Source organism: Saccharothrix variisporea, from assembly GCF_003634995.1.
GTDB lineage: Bacteria > Actinomycetota > Actinomycetes > Mycobacteriales > Pseudonocardiaceae > Actinosynnema > Actinosynnema variisporeum.
Map to the genome: position 1 here is coordinate 4,165,457 of NZ_RBXR01000001.1, position 12,890 is coordinate 4,178,346.

11 protein-coding genes are annotated in these 12,890 nt (G+C 71.1%); 3 read left to right on the forward strand and 8 right to left on the reverse strand.

Annotated features, from left to right (window positions below; genetic code table 11):
* The first annotated feature begins 122 nt into the window (after nt 1-122).
* Nucleotides 123-1,547, forward strand: a complete 1,425-nt coding sequence (glnA, locus tag DFJ66_RS18425; protein WP_121222694.1) for a type I glutamate--ammonia ligase — start codon at nt 123-125, stop codon at nt 1,545-1,547.
* Between the two features lie 88 nt (nt 1,548-1,635).
* Here glnA and DFJ66_RS18430 read toward each other — a convergent pair whose 3' ends face one another.
* Nucleotides 1,636-4,578 carry an NACHT domain-containing protein gene (locus tag DFJ66_RS18430; protein ID WP_121222696.1) on the reverse strand — a complete coding sequence of 981 codons (2,943 nt, stop codon included), beginning with the start codon at nt 4,576-4,578 and terminating at the stop codon, nt 1,636-1,638.
* Between the two features lie 124 nt (nt 4,579-4,702).
* A complete protein-coding gene (locus DFJ66_RS18435; RefSeq protein WP_121222698.1) occupies nt 4,703-5,329 on the reverse strand; it encodes a hypothetical protein in 627 nt (208 codons plus the stop codon).
* A 214-nt stretch (nt 5,330-5,543) separates the two neighbouring features.
* Here DFJ66_RS18435 and DFJ66_RS18440 point away from each other — a divergent pair, with 214 nt between their 5' ends.
* A complete protein-coding gene (locus DFJ66_RS18440) occupies nt 5,544-5,756 on the forward strand; it encodes a hypothetical protein (RefSeq protein ID WP_121222700.1) in 213 nt (70 codons plus the stop codon).
* Between the two features lie 38 nt (nt 5,757-5,794).
* On the opposite strand, the gene DFJ66_RS18445 is transcribed toward DFJ66_RS18440, so the two are convergent.
* The 6 genes from DFJ66_RS18445 to DFJ66_RS18470 all read right to left on the reverse strand — a co-directional run bounded on the left by DFJ66_RS18445 (nt 5,795) and on the right by DFJ66_RS18470 (nt 12,347).
* On the reverse strand, nt 5,795-6,724 hold the full coding sequence (locus tag DFJ66_RS18445; RefSeq protein ID WP_121222702.1) for an NADP-dependent oxidoreductase: 930 nt from the start codon (nt 6,722-6,724) through the stop codon (nt 5,795-5,797).
* A gap of 12 nt (nt 6,725-6,736) precedes the next feature.
* Nucleotides 6,737-9,679 carry a bifunctional [glutamine synthetase] adenylyltransferase/[glutamine synthetase]-adenylyl-L-tyrosine phosphorylase gene (locus tag DFJ66_RS18450; protein ID WP_121222704.1) on the reverse strand — a complete coding sequence of 981 codons (2,943 nt, stop codon included), beginning with the start codon at nt 9,677-9,679 and terminating at the stop codon, nt 6,737-6,739.
* A gap of 39 nt (nt 9,680-9,718) precedes the next feature.
* Nucleotides 9,719-9,943 (reverse strand): hypothetical protein, encoded by a 225-nt coding sequence (locus DFJ66_RS18455; protein WP_121222706.1) that lies wholly within the window; start codon nt 9,941-9,943, stop codon nt 9,719-9,721.
* Nucleotides 9,940-11,073 carry an inorganic phosphate transporter gene (locus DFJ66_RS18460; protein WP_121222708.1) on the reverse strand — a complete coding sequence of 378 codons (1,134 nt, stop codon included), beginning with the start codon at nt 11,071-11,073 and terminating at the stop codon, nt 9,940-9,942. Before DFJ66_RS18460 ends, DFJ66_RS18455 begins: the two co-directional genes overlap by 4 nt.
* 83 nt (nt 11,074-11,156) lie before the next feature.
* Nucleotides 11,157-11,894 (reverse strand): type 1 glutamine amidotransferase, encoded by a 738-nt coding sequence (locus DFJ66_RS18465; protein WP_121222710.1) that lies wholly within the window; start codon nt 11,892-11,894, stop codon nt 11,157-11,159.
* A 15-nt stretch (nt 11,895-11,909) separates the two neighbouring features.
* Complete coding sequence (locus DFJ66_RS18470) at nt 11,910-12,347, reverse strand: rhodanese-like domain-containing protein (RefSeq protein WP_121222712.1); 438 nt, start codon at nt 12,345-12,347, stop codon at nt 11,910-11,912.
* Nucleotides 12,348-12,427: 80 nt separating this feature from the next.
* Here DFJ66_RS18470 and DFJ66_RS18475 point away from each other — a divergent pair, with 80 nt between their 5' ends.
* Complete coding sequence (locus DFJ66_RS18475) at nt 12,428-12,889, forward strand: Lrp/AsnC family transcriptional regulator (protein ID WP_121222714.1); 462 nt, start codon at nt 12,428-12,430, stop codon at nt 12,887-12,889.
* The last annotated feature ends 1 nt before the right edge of the window (nt 12,890 follow it).

Here is a 12,890-nt window from a genome sequence, read left to right on the forward strand (position 1 = left end):
ACTGGCGAAACATCAGGGTGATTGCTGGGCAACACCGCGGTCTTAGCGTCGCCCCCGATGGCAGGCCGCCAGACACCGCGGCGAACAACCACGCCCCCACCGCAGTAGAGGAGTCGACGAGGGTGTTCAAGAATCCCGACGAGGTCCTGAAGTTCATCTCCGACGAGGGCGTGAAGTTCATCGACGTCCGCTTCAGCGACCTGCCCGGCGTGATGCAGCACTTCACGCTCCCCGCGTCCGCCTTCGACGCCGACGCCATCGCCGAGGGCCTGGCGTTCGACGGCTCCTCCGTGCGCGGCTTCCAGTCGATCCACGAGTCGGACATGCTCCTGCTGCCCGACCTGTACACGGCGCGCATCGACCCGTTCCGGATCGAGAAGACGCTGATCGTCAACTTCTTCGTGCACGACCCGTTCACCCGCGAGGCGTACAGCCGCGACCCGCGCAACATCGCGCGCAAGGCCGAGCAGTACATCACCGAGTCGGGCATCGCGGACACCGCGTACTTCGGCGCCGAGGCGGAGTTCTACATCTTCGACTCGATCCGCTTCGACACCACCGCGAACGCGTCCTTCCACGAGATCGACTCGATCTCCGGCTGGTGGAACACCGGCCGTGAGGAAGAGGGCGGCAACCGCGGCTACAAGGTCAAGTACAAGGGCGGCTACTTCCCGGTCACGCCGACCGACCACTACGCCGACCTGCGCGACAAGATGGTGCTCAACCTGGAGAGCAACGGCTTCTCCGTCGAGCGCGCGCACCACGAGGTCGGCACCGCCGGCCAGGCGGAGATCAACTACCGCTTCAACACGCTGCTGCACGCGGCCGACGACCTGATGCTGTTCAAGTACATCATCAAGAACACGGCGTGGCAGGCGGGCAAGACCGTCACCTTCATGCCGAAGCCGCTGTTCGGCGACAACGGCTCGGGCATGCACACCCACCAGTCGCTGTGGAAGGACGGTGCGCCGCTGTTCCACGACGAGTCCGGCTACGCGGGCCTGTCCGACACCGCGCGCCACTACATCGGCGGCATCCTGCACCACGCGCCGTCGCTGCTGGCGTTCACCAACCCGACGGTGAACTCCTACCACCGCCTGGTGCCCGGCTACGAGGCCCCGGTCAGCCTGGTCTACTCCCAGCGCAACCGGTCGGCGTGCGTGCGCATCCCGATCACCGGCAACAACCCGAAGGCCAAGCGCATCGAGTTCCGCTGCCCCGACTCGTCGGGCAACCCGTACCTGGCCTTCTCGGCCATGGTGATGGCGGGCCTGGACGGCGTGAAGAACAAGATCGAGCCGCCGGCCCCGATCGACAAGGACCTCTACGAGCTCCCGCCGGAGGAGGCCCGCGACGTCAAGCAGGTCCCGGCCTCGCTCGACGCCGTGCTGGACAACCTGGAGGCCGACCACGAGTTCCTGCTCGAGGGCGGCGTGTTCACGCCGGACGTGATCGACACGTGGATCGCGTTCAAGCGCGAGCAGGAGATCGACCCGCTGCGCCTGCGCCCGAACCCGTACGAGTTCGCGCTGTACTACGACGTGTGATCGGCGGTCTTCCGGTGTGAGCCGGAGCGTCCGACGAAGGCCGAGGGCCGGGTGGCTGTCCAGTCGCCCGGCCCTCGGCCTCTTCCCGTCACGAGACGCTCGTGCCGGGCTCCTTCCAGATGGAGACCTCCCCGTCCAGCCAGCGGTGGATCGAGGCCGCACCTGGTACGCCGCGCCGGATCGCGTGGTCGAACAGCGGGCGCAACGTGGTGTCGCCGAGCAGGTCGGTTCGAGGTGTGTGGGTGGTGACCTCCCACAGTTCGTGCACGGCCATCGCCACCGTGCACCACCCGGCGAGGACCGTGTCGTCGTACCCGATCACGCGGGCCGAAGCCGCCGTGACGACCTCGACCGGCAGGGTGTGCGCCTCGCCGCCGGCCGGGAGGTCGTTGTTCCAGGCGATGCCCGGCGCAAGGGAGCGGAGGAGGGCTGCCGCGGTCGGGACGGGCAGGCTGCGGCGGAACGGCGAGGAGAAGCAGTCCACGATCCACTGCGCCGTCGACTGCGGCCCAAAGCCGGGGATCTGGCGGTGGCAACCCTCGAACAGCTTCCCGAACCACCCCGGCTCGTCGAGGTCGGGGGTGCCGCCCGCGTGCAGGCGCAGGTTCCACGCGAACACGGTGCGGTGGCCGGCCAGCAGGTCGAGGTCGCTCGGGTCGACGATCCGTGCCCGGGTGTCGTGGAGGCGGGCGAGGTCGACGTGGTGGGCAAGGGGCTGACCCGCCAGGTAGCCGAAGTGGACCGCGAACCACGCGTGCGTCGCCGTGGTGTCGTCCGGGTCGGCGGCGAACGACCGCAACGCCGAACCCAGCAGGGAGGTCAGCTTCTCGTACACCGCGTCCAGGTACTGGTAGTCGGTGTTGAGCAGGGCCGACAGGCCGGCGCTGCGGCCCATCGAGAAGTGGTCGGCACCGATCTCGACCAGCCGGCGGAGGGTGTCCGACGACACCGGCAGCGTCTCGGAGGTGCGCAGCAGGAACTCGACCAGGGCGACGTCCACGTCCTTCTGCAGCGGGGACAGCCGGAGGTGGTCGCGGGGTGCCGTGTACCAGGTGGCCCCCCGGTTGGCCGCCCTGCGCCGGTCGGTGATAACCGCTTCGATGCGCCGGAGGAAGCTGTCCATGATCCGCGCGGCACCGGCCTGGAAGTTCCGCAGGCGCAACGAGATGCAGATCTGGCCCACCACCTCCCACTGGCCCCGCGCGATCTCCGGGATCAGGATCGCCGCGATCTCCTCCGGCCCTTCGACCGTGCGGTTGAGGTGCAGGGCCGCGAAGTACTCCAGGAAGCTGGGGTGGGTGAAGGCGAAGACAGCGCCGCGGGTCGGGTCGCCGCCCACGTCGGTGAAGATCCAGGCGCGGCCCCGGCACAGGTCCAGCAGCTCGCGCACGACCCGCTTGGCGGTGCGGCGGTCCGGCACGCCTTCGGCCAGCAGCGGCTCGACCACCAGCGCGAAGACCTGTTCCTCGGTGACGCCGTCGCGGTAGGCGCGGTCGGTCAGCACGGCGTGGGCGAGGTAGCTCAACGACAGCTCGATCAGGTCGAGGTCGGCCGGCGGGCGGCCGATGCGCCGCTTGCGGTCCCAGTGGTGCAGGAAGAGTTCGACGCACTCGCGGAAGATCTCCGGCCGTTTGTGCGGGATGGTGCCGCGGCCCTGGTAGAGCACGCAGATGAACGCGAGCATCAACGGGTTCGTGCGCAGGTCCGCGATGGGTTTGCCGGATTCGAGGAAACCCTGCACGGTGCCCTCGACCGACGGATCGCCCGGTTCGCGGACGATCGAGAACCACCGGCGGGCGTACTGCTCGACCTGCTGGTCGGTGAAGCTGCCGATCAGGAACTCGTCGAACGTCCGCGGGTTCAGCCGCGCCACGGAGTACCCGACCCGCCGGGAGGTCACCACGACCTTCGCGAACGGGTGGATGGTGGCGATGGTGTCGATCGTCTTCGCGGCGGCCTCCCTGGTCGCGCCGTCGACGAGTTCGTCCAGGCCGTCGAACACCAGGAACGCGCGTCCCTCGGCGAGCAGCTTGCGCACGGTGCCCGGTGGGGCTGGGCACTGGTACCCGGTGCGCAGGAGCGACTCGACGGCTTCCTCGACGTTGAACCCGTTGAGCCCGACGTCGACGGCCTTGAGGGCCACGACGAACGGGATGTCGCCGCGGTCGAGGGCTCGTCGCGCGAGCAGCGTCGACGTGGTCGACTTCCCGCCGCCGGGGTCGCCGACGATGACCGTCTTGTCGACCAGTCCCGCGAAGCGCTCGAACGAGATCTCCGCGTCGTGCACCAGGTTCCGAGCGCTCTCACCCCACGGGCGGAACTGGGACGGCACGAACAGGTCGTCGTACGGCACGAGCTTCCGTTCGAAGTGCGGCAGCTGCATGGTCGAGTGGTGGGCCGCGAACACGGTGAGGTAGGTCCGTCGCCACTCCTCGAACGCTTCGGCGGTCGGCTCGACCGCCGAAGCCAGAACGTCCAGGTAGTGCTCCACTTCGGCGAGTTGGTGCCGGACGAGCGTGGTGAACGCCCAGTCCAGGCTCTCCGCCGGGTCTTTGAGCGACCGGAGCAGGGCTTTGGCCCAGTCCTGACCGCGGGTGAACAGCAGTTCGCACAGCTGCGCCGTGTACTCCCGCAGCCGGTCGAACCGCAGGTCGGCGAAGGGCACGGGCGGATCGCTCACGCGGTAGCGCTTGCGCACCTGCGCGCTGATCAACGCCAGTACGGAGGCCTCGACCTTCGTCCGGATCCCCTCGGTGACGCGTCCTTCGAGGTTGAGCGCGAGGATGCGCCGCAGCACGTGGTCACCTTCGGGGCTCGCCAAGGCACCTGCCACGTCCTGTTGGGTGAACCCGATCGGTAGTCGCAACACCAGGCTGAAGGTCGCCGGGGCGAGCGTCAGCCTGTTCAGGGCCGTGTGCACGTCCGTCCGGCCGTAACCGCGGCGCGCGAGTGCGTGGCGCACGTTGTCGACCAGTGGTTTGGCCGCCTGCCCGAGCAGTCGTCCGATGAGGGGTTCCTCGAAACCCGGCATCCGGCCTCCAGTCCCGCGGTCTCCCTGGCGAAGTCGTGGATCACTGACGCGGTGTTACGACGCACCTACCCAGGAGACGACGAAGCCCCCGGCGGACGCACCGGGGGCTTCGGTCGAGAACTGCTTACCGGGGAACCGGGATGCCCGTCACCGCGACCTCGCCGCCGGTCGGGGCGAGCTGGCCGTTGATGCCCGAGAACGTCAGCGTCAGCGTGGTCGCCTGCCCAGCCGCCCGCTGGTCCAGCTCCACGTACCCGCTGGTGCTGGCGTTCTTCGCAATCGTCACCGGCCACTTGCTGGTCGACAGGGACGCGCTGTAGTTGCGCTTCGTGTCGTCGACGGCCGAGATGGAGGCCAGGGGCAGGTCCATCTTCGCCGTGCTGGCGTTTATGGCCGTCACGTGCAGGCGCAGGCGTCCGCCGGCGTTCTCCACGCGCGTCACCTCCACCGTCAGCAAGCCGCGGGCGACCTTCCACGAACCCGTGGCGACCTTCGTCTCCGCCGTCGTCGTGGGGGTGTCCTCCGTGGTGGTGGTCTCGCCGACGACGCCGTCCAGGGACGTGGCGGTCCTGGTCGTGGTCGTGGGGCTGCTGGAGCTCAGGGTGACGCTGAGGGCGCCGATGCCCACCGTGCCCGCGGTTGCCGCCTGGATCACGCCCAGCAGGACGAGGACGCCCAGGACGACCAAGCCGACCTTGAGCGCGGCGCGGTTGTTCTTCTTGCGGTGGTGATGGTGGATCTCGTCGTCCATGACGTCCTTCGTCCGGGCGCACGCGTGCGAACGTTCTGCTCCCCCAGAGCCCAGACAGTCTCCGCAAGACCAGGACCAATAGTCAATGCGCGCGACCGGAAAGCAACCCCTGTCCCACCCTGCGCGACCGGTCGGCGACCCCTCGTGCAGAAGACGGCCTCGTACAGGAGGGGTAGGTCGTCGCACGTTCGTGGCGGGCGGTTAGGGTCGCGCCGTGTCTGATGACGTCGCTACCGCACAGGTGCTGTCCACCAACATCTTCGACTCCGCCGCCGAGGCGATCGAGGCGATCGGCGCCGCCGACGTGCTCGGCCTGGGGGTCAAGGTCTCCAACCGGCTGGTGCCGGACGAGGACGGAGACGACTCGTTCGTGGAGGAGTGGGTGGTCGAGCTGCTCACCTCCGTCCCCACGGTCGACGAGGACTGAAAGTGGCAGGAGGGGCCTCCGGCGAGGAGGCCCCCGAGTCACACCGTCAGCACGATCTTGCCGCGCACGTGCCTGCCTTCGAGCAGCTTGTGCGCCTCCGCCGCCTCCGCCAGCGGGAACGTCTGCTGCACCGTGACGCGCAGTTCCCCGCTCTCGGCGTGGCGAGCCAGCCACTCCAGGTCCGCCTGCACGGGCTTGGCGTAGGCGTACGCGCCGCCGATCTCCAGCACGTTGGTGTCCACGATGGACACGATCCGCGCCGGGTCGCGGACCAGGGCGGGCGAGTCGTTCAGGGCCGCACCGCCGACGCAGTCCAGCGCCACGTCGACCTTGCCGTCCCCGCCGACGAGCTCGGCCACGTTGTTGACCAGCGCGTCCCCGTAGGACACCGGCTCGGCGCCCAGTGAGCGCAGGTAGTCGTGGTTGCGCGGGGACGCGGTGCCGATGACCCGGGCGGCGCCCAGCGCCCGCGCGACCTGCACGGCCAGGTGCCCCACCCCGCCCGCGGCGGCGTGCACGAGCACCGTGTCGCCTTCGGACACCCCGACCTTGCGCAGCGCCTGCAGCGCGGTGAGCCCGGTCAGCGCCAGCCCACCCGCTTCCTCGAACGACAGCGCGGCGGGCTTGTGCCACAGGCCGCGCTCGGTGGCGGCGATCAGCTCCGCGTAGGTCCCGTGCTGCACGTGGTCCTTGCGCTGGTAGCCGAACACCTCGTCACCGGGTTTGAACCCCTCCACCGCCGGCCCGACGGCACGCACGACGCCGGCGAGGTCCCAGCCGGGGATGAGCGGGAAGTGGTGGGGCAGGGTGTCCTTGGCGTACCCGAGGCGGATGAGCCGGTCGACGGGGTTCACGCCCGCCGCCCGCACCTCCACCAGGACCTGGTCGAAGCTGATCGCGGGGTCGGGCAGCTCCTGGAGCGAGAGGACGTCGACATCTCCGAACGAGTTCTGTGCAATCGCCTTCACGGACCCCAGTGTTCACGAACCGTAGAAGACCCGCTCGACCACGGCGCGTGCTCGTCGGGTGGTCCGCCGGTAGGCGTCGAGGAACTCGCCGGGGTCGCCCTGGTGACCCATCACCCCGGCCACCGCCGCCAGGTCACGCCCGGTCGTGGGCAGCTGGTCCCCGGCCTTGCCCCGGACCAGCACGATCGCGTTGCGCGCCCGGGTGGCGGTCATCCAGGCGTCCCGGAGCGCCGCCGCGTCCTCCGCCGACACCAGTCCCGCCTCCTCGGCAGCCCGCAGGCCCCGCACGGTGGACGGCGTGCGCAGCGACGGCACCTTGAACGCGTGCTGCAACTGCAGGAGCTGCACGGTCCACTCCACGTCGGCGAGCCCGCCCCGGCCGAGCTTGGTGTGCAGGGACGCGTCCGCGCCGCGCGGCAGCCGTTCGGCCTCGACGCGGGCCTTGATGCGCCGGATCTCCCGCACGGCCACCGCGTCCAACCCCTCGGGCCGGTACCGGACGGGTTCGACCATCTCCAGGAACCGCGCGCCCAGCTCCGCGTCACCCGCGATGAACCGGGCCCGCAGCAGCGCCTGCGCCTCCCACAGCTCGGACCACTGCGCGTAGTAGGCCCGGTAGGACTCGAACGTCCGCACCAACGGCCCCTGCCGGCCCTCCGGCCGCAGGTCGGCGTCCACCTGCAACGGCGGGTCCTGGGACGGCGCGGACAGCAGCCGCCGCACCTTCTCCACCACGGAACTGGCCCACCGCACGGCGTCGGAGTCCGACACCCCGTCGTGGGGCTCGCACACGAACATCACGTCCGCGTCCGACCCGTACCCCAGCTCGCGCCCGCCCAGCCGGCCCATGCCGATGACCGCCAGCGTCGCCAACGGCTCCCCCGACGACCGCTGCACGGCGTCCAGAGCGGCCTGCAACACCGCCACCCACACCTCGGACAGCGACACGCACACCGTCCGCAGCGGCACCAGCCCGAGCAGGTCCGCCGACGCCACGCGCAGCAGCTCGTGCCGGCGCAGGGACCGGGCGGCGGCGACCGCGCGGCCCAGGTCGCTGTACCGGGACACGGTGCTGCGCAGCGGGTTGCCGATGGCCATCGGGTCGCGCCCGACCAGCGCGGTGGTGTCGGCCAGCAGCCGCAGCACCTCCGGTGCCCGCACGAGCAGGTCCGGCACCAGCCGGGACGTGCCCAGCAGCGCGGCCAGCCGGTCCACGACCGTGCCCTCGTCCCGCAGCAGCCGCAGGTACCAGGGCGTTTCGGCGAGCGCCTCGGACACCCGCCGGTAGGACAGCAGCCCGCCGTCCGGGTCGGGCGTGCCGGCCAGCAGGTCCAGCAGCACCGGCAGCAGGGCCCCCTGGATGCGCGCCCGCCGCGACACCCCGCGGGTCAGCGCCTCGATGTGCTTCAACGCCCCGTCCGGCGCCGCGTACCCCAGCGCCGACAGCCGGGCCGCCGCCTCGCCGGTGGTCAGCCGCAACGCCTCGGTCGGCACGTTCGCCACGGCTTGCAGCAGCGGCCGGTAGAACAGCTTCTCGTGCAGCCGCCGCACCTGGTTGGCGCGCTTGCGGAACTCGGCCAGCAGCACCTGCCCCTCGGACAGCCCGCCCTCGGCCTGCAGCCCGGCGGCCCGCGCCAGCCAGCGCAGCGCGGAGGCGTCGTCGTCGGCCGGGAAGAGGTGGGTGCGCAGCAGCCGCTGGAGCTGCAACCGGTGTTCTAACGTGCGCAGGAACCGGTAGGCGCGGCCGAAGTCGGCGGCGTCCGTGCGCCCCACGTACCCGCCGCGCCCCAATGCCGCCAGCGCCGCTGTGGTCGTCGGGATGCGCAGGGCCTCGTCACCGCGCCCGTGCACGAGCTGCAACAACTGCACGGCGAACTCGACGTCCCGCAGGCCGCCGCGCCCGAGCTTCAGCTCCCGGTCGGCCAGCCCGAGCGGCACGTGGTCCTCCACGCGCCGCCGCATGGCCTGCACGTCCGGCACGAAGTCCTCACGCTCGGCCGCCGTCCACACCAGAGGCCGCACGACCTCCAGGTACCGCTGCCCCAGCTCCTCGTCCCCGGCGACCGGCCGCGCCTTGAGCAGCGCCTGGAACTCCCACGTTCGCGCCCACCGCCGGTAGTAGGACGCGTGCCCGTCCAGCGTCCGCACCAGCGCGCCGGCCTTGCCCTCGGGCCGCAGCGCCGCGTCCACCTCGAAGCACGACTGCCCGGCGACCTGCATCACCGTGCTGGCCACCCGGGTCGCCACCGCGATGTCGCCCTCGCCGACGAACACCACGTCCACGTCGCTGACGTAGTTCAGCTCCCGCGCGCCGCACTTGCCCATCGCGATCACGGCCAGCCGGCACTCGTCCGAGCGCGGCACCTGCCGGTTCGCCACGTCCAGCGCCGCCGTCAGCGCCGCCACGGCCAGGTCCGACAGCAGCCCGGCGACGTCGTCGTAGCTCACGTACGGCAGGTCGGGCTCGACCACGTGCGCCAGGTCCGAGGCGGCGACCCGGCACAGCAGCGCCCGGTACTCCAGCCGCAACGCCCGCACCGCGTCCGCGCCGGTCAGCCCCTCGACGGCGGCGACCAGCACCGGCGTGAACGACTCCGCCGCGACGGGTTCCGCGTCCGCCAGCGACCGCCAGCGCGCCGGGTTGGCGACCAGGAAGTCCGACAGCGCGGTGGACGACCCGAGCACCGCCAGCAACCGCCCGCGCAGCACGTCACTCGCGCGCAGGGCCTCGTCCAGCTCCGCCCACGCGTCGCCCAGCGCGACCCGCAGCCGGTCCACACCCCGCAGCGCCAGGTCCGGGTCGGGACTGCGGGACAACGCCCACAGGATCGCCTCGGCCCCCTCGGTGGGCCTGCGGTCGGCCCACCACCCGGCCGCACGCAGGTGCTCGCCGCCGCGTGCCTCGGTCAGGCCGAACCGAGCGGGGGACGTCGGGGTGCGCGCTGGATCGGTCATCGACGAACACCGTAGTCCCGCACGGCGGGAGGTGAAGCGTCAGCGTGCCACGATCAAGTAGATACCGAACAACACAACGATCACGCACGCCGCCAGACACGCCCCGGCGACCCCGGTGGACACGGCCGCGGACCCGCCGCGCTCCCGTGCCTCCTCGCGCGCCGACAGCGCCCGCAGCGCCACCGCGAACAACACCACGAGCCCCAGCACCACGGCGAGGCTCACGCCGAACACCGTGCCCAGCGCCGCCCAGTCGACCTTCATGCCGCCACCTTGTGCGTCTCGGCCTGCGCCGCGATCTCGTCCACCACGTGCTCCGGCCGCACCGGCTCCCGCCGCGACAGCAGCCAGATGCCCACGGCCACGCCCACCCCCACCACGGCCACGACGACGACCCCGGCGGTGCCCAGCGACGCGACCTTGCCCGCCGCCGCACCGACGATGCCCGCCGCCGGCAGCGTGAACAGCCACGCCAACGCCATCCGACCGGCCACACCCCACCGCACGCCGTCGAGCTGGCGGCCCAGGCCGGAGCCCATGATGCCGCCGGACGCCACGTGCGTGGTGGACAGCGCGAAACCCAGGTGCGAGGACGCCATGATCACGGTCGCCGCGCTGGTCTGCGCCGCGAAGCCCTGCGGCGCCTCGATCGTGGTCAGGCCCTTGCCCAGGGTGTGCGTGATGCGCCAGCCGCCCAGGTAGGTGCCCAGGGCGATCGCGATCGCCGCGCTCAGGATCACCCAGAGGGGTGGTTCCGCGCCGGGCGCGAGGGTGCCCGCGGTGATCAGGGTCAGCGTGATGATGCCCATCGTCTTCTGGGCGTCGTTGGTGCCGTGGGCCAACGACATCAACGCCGCCGACGCCACCTGCCCGGCCCGGAACCCCTTGCTCGCCACGGACGGCCGGGTTCGCCGGGTCAGCTTGTACGTCAGGTAGGTGGCCAGCAGCGCCACGATCCCGGCCACCAGCGGCGCGGCGATCGACGGCACCACGACCTTGTCCACGACCTTGGCGAAGTGCACGGCGTCCGCGCCCGACGCGATCCAGGTCGCGCCGATCAGCCCGCCGAACAACGCGTGCGACGAGCTCGACGGCAGGCCCACGTACCAGGTGACCAGGTTCCACATGATCGCCCCGACCAGGCCGCCGAACACCACGGCGGGCGTGATCCGGGCGTCGTCGACGACACCGCCGGAGATCGTCTTGGCGACCTCGACCGACAGCAGCGCGCCGACCAGGTTCAGCACGGCCGAGAACGCGACCGCCGTTCTCGGCTTCAACGCGCCCGTCGCGATGGACGTGGCCATCGAGTTCGCGGTGTCGTGGAAGCCGTTGGTGAAGTCGAATGCCAACGCTGTTGCTACGACGATGATGACGAGGAGCGAGGCATCCACGCTGATTCCTCCGGCTGAACCGACACAGTCGTGGATGAACGCTACCTTGACGGCCGATGAACACTCACATCGGCGGAGGTTCGTCACACCAGCGGAAGGTTTTTCTGCCTGGTGAGTTCCCCCGCCGCCAGGCGCACAAACCGCTCCGCGAACGGCTGCCACACCTCGGCGATGTCGTCGTGCCCCCGGACGAGCTGGTCCTCGCCGAGCTGACCGGGCCGGGCGGTGGCCGCGGCCTCCGGCGCGCCGGCCGCCCAGCGCAGCACGATCTCCGGGGTGGTCTCGATGTGGAACTGGATGCCGTAGGCGTTCTCGCCCACCCGGAACGCCTGGTTCGCGCACTTCGGCGACGACGCCAGCAGCTCGGCGGTCGGCGGCAGCAGCGCGATCTCGTCCTGGTGGAACTGGAGCACGTCCGGCGTCCACGGCAGGTCCGCGAACAACGGGTCCGCGCCGGCCACGTCCCGCTTGGCCACCAGCATCACGCCCACCTCGGGCCCCTGCGGACCCCGCCGCACCTGACCACCCGTGGCCACTGCGAGCAGCTGCGCACCCAGACAGACCGCCAGCGTCGGCACCCGCTTGGCGACCGCGTGCGACAGCAGCTTGCGCACGTCGGCCAGCCACGGGTGCTCGGCGTCGTCCAGCGCGCCCATCGCACCGCCCAGGCACACCACGCCGTCGTACCCGTCGAGGGTCTCCGGCACGGGCCGTTCGAACGGCTTGAGGACGTCGAGCACCGCCCCGGCTCCGGTCAGCCAGTCGCCGAGGCGGGCGATCGGGTCACTGTCGTCGGGTTGCAGCACGAGCAGGCGCGTCACCCGTCCGAGGGTAGATCAGCAGTCGCAGGTGATGCCGTGGAGGTTCCCCGGCTGCACTTCCGCACCCTCGGCCGGGTAGCCGGCGGCCAGCCACGCCCGGATGCCACCGGCCAGCCGCTTCACGCGGAAACCGAGCGTGGCCAGCTTGAGCGCGCCCTTGGTGGCGGCGTTGCACTCGAAGCTCTCGCAGTAGACGACGTAGACCAGGTCGCGGTCCCAGTCCCGCGTGGTCGTCTCGTCCATCTCCCAGTGCGGCAGGTTGATCGCGCCGGGGATGCGCGCCTTCGCGAACGCCTCCCGGCTGCGCGCCTCGACCAGCTGGAAGCCGGCGGTGGTGCCTTCCTTCATGTCGCGGACCACGTCGTCCGGGTCGGCCTCGAAGGACAGTTCGGCGGCGAAGAACGCGGCGGCGGTGGCGGGGTCGGCGGGGCTGAAGCGCAGCGTGTTCGTCATGGCTGCAATCCTGCTTGTCGTTGTCGCCGGATCACATGCGGAAGTCCAGGTGTTGGCGGCCTTGTGCCTACGATTCCACGGTGGAACTGGACGACCTGGACTGGAAGCTCCTGGACCTGCTCCAGCGCGACGGGCGCATGACGTTCACCGAGCTGGCCAAGCGGGTGTCCCTGTCCGCGCCCGCGACGACCGAGCGGGTGCGGCGGCTGGAACAGGCCGGGGTGATCACCGGGTACCGCGCGGTCGTGTCACCGCAGCGGCTCGGGTTGCCGATCGAGGCCATCGTGCGGGTGCGGGTGCGCAGCCTGGACACGCCCCGGTTCCGCGAGCGGGTCGTGACCCTGCCGCAGGTCCTCGACGCCGACCACGTCACCGGCGACGACTGCTGGCTGCTGCGCGTGGTGTGCCGGTCGATGGTGGAGCTGGAGGACTTCGTCGAGCAGGCCCAGCGGTACGGGGACACGACGACGTCCCTGGTCTTCTCGTCGGCGGCGCGCGGCCGTCCGGTGACGCGGGAGGTCTTCGAGGGGCCTGGCCGGTAGC